Annotated in this window: 8 protein-coding genes and 1 other RNA gene; 7 read left to right on the top strand and 2 right to left on the bottom strand. The window is 69.9% G+C overall.

Going from position 1 to position 6,309, the window contains the following annotated elements:
* Together VNE62_02215 and VNE62_02210 are read left to right on the top strand one after the other, a co-directional pair.
* On the top strand, positions 1 to 1,059 hold a 1,059-nt coding region (locus tag VNE62_02215; protein ID HVE91102.1), incomplete at its 5' end, for an aminotransferase class I/II-fold pyridoxal phosphate-dependent enzyme.
* Between the two features lie 63 nt (positions 1,060 to 1,122).
* On the top strand, positions 1,123 to 1,719 hold the full coding sequence (locus VNE62_02210) for a L,D-transpeptidase (protein ID HVE91101.1): 597 nt from the start codon (positions 1,123 to 1,125) through the stop codon (positions 1,717 to 1,719).
* Between the two features lie 4 nt (positions 1,720 to 1,723).
* Here the strand turns inward: VNE62_02210 and VNE62_02205 are convergent, their stop codons facing one another.
* Together VNE62_02205 and VNE62_02200 are read right to left on the bottom strand one after the other, a co-directional pair.
* Positions 1,724 to 2,527: a hypothetical protein gene (locus VNE62_02205; protein HVE91100.1), complete on the bottom strand. Its 804-nt coding sequence runs from the start codon at positions 2,525 to 2,527 to the stop codon at positions 1,724 to 1,726.
* Positions 2,524 to 3,183 (bottom strand): alpha/beta family hydrolase, encoded by a 660-nt coding sequence (locus tag VNE62_02200; GenBank protein ID HVE91099.1) that lies wholly within the window; start codon positions 3,181 to 3,183, stop codon positions 2,524 to 2,526. Before VNE62_02200 ends, VNE62_02205 begins: the two co-directional genes overlap by 4 nt.
* A 24-nt stretch (positions 3,184 to 3,207) precedes the next feature.
* Here VNE62_02200 and VNE62_02195 point away from each other — a divergent pair, with 24 nt between their 5' ends.
* From VNE62_02195 to rnpB, 5 genes are all read left to right on the top strand, one after another.
* Entirely contained in the window at positions 3,208 to 3,882 is a 675-nt protein-coding gene (locus VNE62_02195) for an HAD family hydrolase (GenBank protein HVE91098.1), read from the top strand.
* A gap of 10 nt (positions 3,883 to 3,892) precedes the next feature.
* Positions 3,893 to 4,636 carry a C4-type zinc ribbon domain-containing protein gene (locus VNE62_02190; GenBank protein HVE91097.1) on the top strand — a complete coding sequence of 248 codons (744 nt, stop codon included), beginning with the start codon at positions 3,893 to 3,895 and terminating at the stop codon, positions 4,634 to 4,636.
* A gap of 39 nt (positions 4,637 to 4,675) precedes the next feature.
* Complete coding sequence (locus VNE62_02185; protein HVE91096.1) at positions 4,676 to 5,203, top strand: metal-dependent hydrolase; 528 nt, start codon at positions 4,676 to 4,678, stop codon at positions 5,201 to 5,203.
* Complete coding sequence (locus tag VNE62_02180) at positions 5,200 to 5,853, top strand: histidine phosphatase family protein (protein ID HVE91095.1); 654 nt, start codon at positions 5,200 to 5,202, stop codon at positions 5,851 to 5,853. The genes VNE62_02185 and VNE62_02180 overlap by 4 nt, the downstream gene beginning before the upstream one ends.
* 22 nt (positions 5,854 to 5,875) lie before the next feature.
* Positions 5,876 to 6,231, top strand: an RNA gene (rnpB, locus tag VNE62_02175) — RNase P RNA component class A.
* The last annotated feature ends 78 nt before the right edge of the window (positions 6,232 to 6,309 follow it).

Here is a 6,309-nt window from a genome sequence, read left to right as displayed (position 1 = left end):
CCCGACTTCTCGTGCCCCCAGGAGCTCAAGGACGCCGCCAAGGCGGCCCTTGATGCCGACGTCAACCAGTACGCGATCACCTGGGGGGCCCGCGGCTTCCGCGAGGCGATCGCCGCGAAGAACGAGCGGACCTATCCGGGCTGGAAGGTCGACCCGGAGACCCAGATCTGCGTCACGTGCGGCTCGACCGAGGCCATGATCGCGGCGTGCCTCGCGCTGCTGGACCCAGGCGACGAGGTCGTCATCTTCGAGCCCTGGTACGAAAACTACGGCCCGGACACGATCCTGTCCGGCGCGGTACCCCGGTTCGTGAAGCTGCACGAGCCGGACTGGCACTTCGACGAGGCGGACCTGCGGTCGGCCTTCGGCCCCCGGACGCGCGCCATCATCGTCAACACTCCGCACAACCCGACGGGCAAGGTCTTTACCCGCGAGGAGCTGGACCTCATCAGCGGCCTGTGCCAGCAGTGGGACACCTACGTGCTCACCGACGAGATCTACGAGCACATCCACTACATGGGGCCGGGCGGACACATCCCGCCCGCCACCGTGCCCGGCCTGGAGGACCGCACGGTCACGATCAATGCGCTGTCGAAGACCTACGCCGTCACTGGGTGGCGGGTGGGATGGACGATCGCCCCGCCGGCCGCCACCGGCGCGATCCGCAAGGTCCACGACTTCCTCACCGTGGGGGCCGCCGCTCCGTTGCAGGAGGGGGGAGTGGCGGCCATGAACATGCCGCCGGACTACTACGACCGCCTTGCCGTCGAGTACCGGGAGCGCCGGGACGTCCTGTGCGGCGCCCTGGAGAAAGCCGGCTTCGGACTTCGCGTCCCCGACGGCGCGTACTACGTCATGTGCGACACGTCGCGCTTCGACCCCGACGCCGACGACATCGGCTTCTCGCGCAGGCTCATCACCGAGGTCGGTGTCGCCGCCGTGCCGGGGTCCAGCTTCTACTCCAACCCGCGTGACGGGGCGGACAAGATCCGCTTCGCCTTTCCCAAGAAGCTCGAGACCCTGCACGCCGCGGCGGAGAGGCTGATGACCCTGGCGTAGCCCGTTTTGGGGAGGTTTGGGCGGCCTCCACGGCAGGGGATAGGTCATGGGGAGGAGGTCCTCATGGCACTGTTCAGGAGTCGTCGCGGGTTCGTAGTCGCCGCCGCGCTGGTAGCCGCCTTCGTCCTGGCCTCCGTCGTCCGGCTCCCGGCCTCGGCCCAGCTCCCACCACTCAACCCGACTCCCACGCCCACCCCCGCACCGGCCCCCGAGCCGGCGCCACCCCCACCGCAGCCCGCGCCGCAACCGGAGCCGCAGCCTGCGGTCCCGGGCGGATCGGGCGAGGGCCGGCGCGTCGTGTACTCCAACTCACAGCAGCGTGTCTGGCTGGTCGAGCAGAACGGGACGGTGTTCGGGACGTGGCCGGTGTCCGGACGCAAGAACGTCCCCAAGCCCGGCACCCACAGCGTCTTCTCGAGATCGCGGAACTCATCGGCCAGCGGCGGACTGCGACTGGAGTACATGGTGAGGTTCATCCGCGGCAAGCCCCTGGCCATCGGTTTCCACGCCATCCCGACCAACCGCAAGGGCCAGCAGATCCAGCGCGACGACGAAGTCGGCCAGTTCCGCAGCCGCGGGTGCGTGCGTCAGCGCAAGGCCGACGCGGCCAGGATGTGGGACTGGGCGCAGCTGGGTACGAAGGTCGTCGTTACGCGCTGAGGTCTCAGCCGGACGCCAGTCGCGGAAGCGCCCACACCATCTCGGCTTCGTGGCCGAGGCCGACGATCGCGTGCATCTTGCGCACGCCCCGCTCCCGGGCAACCCTGAGCAGTTCGCGCGCCATCTCCTCGGAGTGGAGGAGTCCGAAGTCGCGCTTCGTCGCCATCTTCAGTTCGGCGTCGATGGGCTGCGGGAGGTCGTAGAGGGCGATCAGCCGGCGCGCCCTCACCAGACGGCGGGGGTCGGACAGCGACGCCACGGCTTCGCGCATCGACGCGTCGCGCGACATCCGCGACACCACCGACAGAAACGGCAGGACGGGCGGGATCAGGGCCGCCGACAGGAGCATCCGGACGATGCGCCGCGCCCCGGCCCGCCTCATGAGCGCCTGCCCGTAGCGCAGCTGCCGGTCCTCCGGCAGTCCGAACAGCCGGACGAACCCGCCCTCGGTGGCGTAGCCGCAGTCCGGACCCTGCTCAAAGGAGCCCGCCGCCGTCCGGACGAGCTGCTTCAGCTCCGCTCCCGGCTTGGCGGCGAAGCCCTGTCCGTGGGCGATGCCGTGGATCCTGAAGACGATGCCGCCAGCGACCACCTCGGAATACGGCAGGTGGTCGAGAGCTTCAAGGGGCTGCGCCTGAAGCCGCTTGGCCTCCTCGGCGTTGGCTCTCCTCCAGCTTCGGCGCAACCGGCGGTCCAGGCCCCTGTTGGTCCTGGGCCTGATCCCGTTGGCGGCAAGGAGGTCGCGGAGCTCGCCGAGGTCCTTCGCGGTGCGGACGAGCGACGCGACGAGCTGGGGGTCGGCTCTCATGCGCCGCGCACTCCGTCGCCGAGTGCCTTGTCCGCGAACGCAGCCACCCCGTCACAGACCTCGTCCAGAACCTCGGACGCGGGGCGCCGGCCCACTTTGAAGGAGTGGTCGCCGCCTCCAACCTCCATCAGCGTCGCGGTCGGAAGACGCGACAACACCCGGCGAAGAAGGTCCGGCTGGGCGAACGTGTCCTTGGTTCCCTGGACGAACAGCATGGGGACGGGAACGGACTCCAGGTGCGCGTCCCGGATCTTGTCCGTGCGGCCGGGTGGGTGTAGCGGGTATCCCAGGAACACGAGCCCCTCCATCGGCGCCCCGGACGCCGCGACATGCGAGGCCATCCGGCCCCCGTAGGACTTTCCCCCCGCGAACGTGGGCAGCCCATCGGCCAGCGACTCCAGGACCGACGTGAAGCACGACTCGGCCTCCGCCGCGGGTCCGGGCGACTTTCGTCCGGACTGCATGTAGGGGAAGTTGAAACGCACCACCTCGATGCCGCGCGCAGCGAGCTTCTCCGCCACCGCCGCCATGAACGGGTGGGACATCCCGGCCCCCGCTCCGTGTCCAAGAACGAGCCTGGCCCTCGCGCCGGACGCCTCGTCCACCAGACCTTCGACGGTGCCCTTGTCCCAGTCGAACCGGACGCTCCGCGTCACTTGGACCCCCTGTATCGTCGGCGTATGTCCGCCAGAGCCGTGTTTTTCGACGTGGGCGAGACGCTGGTGGACGAGACCAGATTCTGGACGATCTGGGCCCGGTTGCTGAACGTCCCCCCGCTGACGCTGTTCGGCGTCCTAGGCGGGGTGATCGAGCGGGGCGAGGACCACCGGCGCGCGTACGACATTGTCGCGCCGGGCGTGGACCGCGCGGCCCTGGAGCCGGCGTACGCCGCGGCCGGCGGAACGCAGATCCGTCCAGATGACTTCTACCCCGACGCGCTGGCCTGCCTGGCGGAGGTCAAACAGCGTGGATGGCTGCTGGGGATCTCCGGCAACACAGCCACGTGGGTGGAGGACGCGCTGCGGGCCGCCGACGTGCCGGCAGACGTGGTGGCGTCGTCGGCGTCGTGGGGGGTGGAGAAGCCGTCCCCGGACTTCTTCGGCCGCGTCGTCGCCTCAGCGGGACTCCCGCCGGACCGCATCGCCTACGTCGGCGACCGGCTGGACAACGATGTGCTCCCCGCGGCCCGCGCGGGCATGACGGGTGTGTTCCTGAAGCGGGGGCCGTGGGGTCACCTGCACGCGCTGCGACCGGAGGCCGCCACCGCCGACCTCGCACTGGACTCGCTGGACGAGTTGTGCGTCCGGCTCGAGCGCCGGTGGGCTACAGGCGCAGGCGGTTCGGGCCGGGCATAGACTGATCGCGATGGGGACAGAAGAGACGACCGCGCAGTCCCTCAAGCCCCTGCTCGACCTTCAGCAGGTGGACCTCACCCGCGACCGCCTCAACGAACGTAAGGCGCAACTGCCCGAGCGCATCGAGCTGGCCGACCGCGAGCAGCGGGTTGCCGAGATCCAAGCCGCCATCCAGCGTCTGGACGACCAGATCGCCAAAGTCGTCAAGGAGATGGACCGCCTGGAGGCCGAGGCCTCAGCGATCGTGGCCAAGATCACCTCGGAGGAGCAGCGGATGTATTCCGGCCAGGTGGTCAACCCGAAGGAGCTGTCCGGAATCACCGCCGAGGTGGAGATGCTGCGCCGCCGCAAGGCGCCACTGGAGGACGGGGCCGTCGAGCAGATGATCCTGCGAGACGAGCTGTACGCCGAGCGCGACCGCCTCCGGGCCGAGATCGCCGACCTGGAGGCCGAGGCGGACGTCCTTCGGGGCAAGATTGCGGACCAATCCGGGCACATCGACCAGGAGCTCGCCGTGGAGGACGCTCGGCGGGAGGGAATCCTGCCCGCCATCCCGGACGACATCCTCGAGCTGTACGAGGACCTGCGCGAGAACAAGCGTGGCATCGGCGCCGGTGCCCTGGAGGCCGGCGTCTGCACCGCCTGCCGGGAGACGCTGTCGGCCATGGAGCGGGACCGGATCAAACGCGCCGCGCGGGCGGGCGACCTGATTTTCCGTTGCGAGCACTGCCGGAGGATCCTCGTCGTCAACTGAGGCGCCCGGCGGCCGTGCGCTCGCGGGCATAATGCGCCGGTGATCCTCTGGCACATCGGCACGACCATCGCCATCCTGTGGTTTGTCTTTCGCGGGAACACGCGCGTCGACTACCGCTTCGCCGCGCTGGGCGCCCTGCTGCCGGATCTGATCGACAAGCCGATCGGACGCATCCTGCTGCGCGGCCGCTTTGAGACGGGACGGCTGTGGGGCCACACGCTGCTCGTCAACGTCGCGTTCTTCTGCATCCTCTTTTTCATGCGGGGACGCGTGAAGCGAAGGCTCGTGATGCTGCCCACCGGCTCGCTGCTGCACATCGCCGAGGACGGCATGTGGTCGATCCCGCAGACGTTCTGGTGGCCCCTGTTCGGGACCGAGTTCCCCCCGCACCCCCTGCCCTATGGGCTGCTCGGATACTTCAACCCCTTCCGCAACCCGGGCCTGTACCTGCAGGAGCTGGTGGGCGCCCTGCTGCTGGCGTGGCTGCTGTCGGCCCACGGGATGCTGTCGCGCGACGGCATCCGGACGTTCGTCCGTACCGGCCGACTCGAGATGCAGCGCGCATGAACGGCGCCACGCGGATCATCGTCGTCCGGCACGGACAGACCCCCGCATCCGTGGAGCGTCGTTTCGCCGGATCCACCGACGTGGACCTCACCGACGAGGGGGCCGGACAGGCCGAGCTGCTCGCAGCGCGGCTGTCGAAGCTGGACATCGAGGCGCTTTACGTGTCGCCGATGAAGCGCTGCCGCCGGACGTCCGCTGCCGTCGAGCGCGCGACCGGACTCGTCCCGCGCGTCGAGCGCGACCTGCGCGAGTGCGACTTCGGCCGATGGGAGGGACTGACCACCACGGAGGTGTCGGCGCAGTTCCCCGACCGGTTCCAGGAGTGGGTGACCGACGACACGGTCGAGCCCCCGGACGGGGAGTCGTGGCACGCGGTGGGGGAGCGGCTCGGGCGCTGGTGGGAGTCCGCGGCCGCGGAGCACAAGGGACAGACCATCGTCGCCGTCACGCACGGGGGGCCGATCCTGACGCTGATCAGGCAGAGGCTGCAGGCGCCGTACCTTGTCCTGCTCGCGGTGGAGATCGACCCGTGCTCCATCACCGTGTTCCAGGCCCGGCGCGAGCTGTGGCGCGTCCGGCTCGTCAACGACACCACGCACTTGCGCGACCCGCTGCTGGACGGGCCCCCGCCGAAGCCGATGCCGCCGTAGTCGGACGTACAATGAGGTGCGAGGAGCCGCCCGGGCGGCCGCGTCATCGGTTCGCCGGTGCCGAGGAAGGTCGGGACTCCACAGGGCAAGGCGCTGGATAACACCCAGGCGGGGAGACCCGCGGCAACCGCCACAGAGACCAGACCGCCGGACGAAAGTCCGGTAAGGGTGAAACGGTGGGGTAAGAGCCCACCAGCGTCCGGGTGACCGGGCGGCTGGGCGGACCCGTCGGGAGCAAGGCCAAGCAGGGAGCGGGCGGCCCGTCCGATGCTCCCGGGTAGGCCGCTTGAGCGGCGCGGAGACGCGTCGCCTAGATGGATGGCCGCCACCGGCCGCTTGCGGCCGGGACAGGATCCCGCCTATAGGGCGGCACCTCGCATCTTTGGCGCTTTGAGGTCGTGGCGCTCAGGTGAGGGGTGCCGTGGGGGCGTGGGGCGCCTCCGTCGCGCCGGCTTT

The sequence above is a fragment of the Actinomycetota bacterium genome (assembly GCA_035536535.1).
Lineage (GTDB): Bacteria > Actinomycetota > JAICYB01 > JAICYB01 > JAICYB01 > DATLNZ01.
The sequence above is the reverse complement of the archived record's forward strand: the minus strand, read 5'-3'. Positions and strand labels throughout refer to the sequence as shown.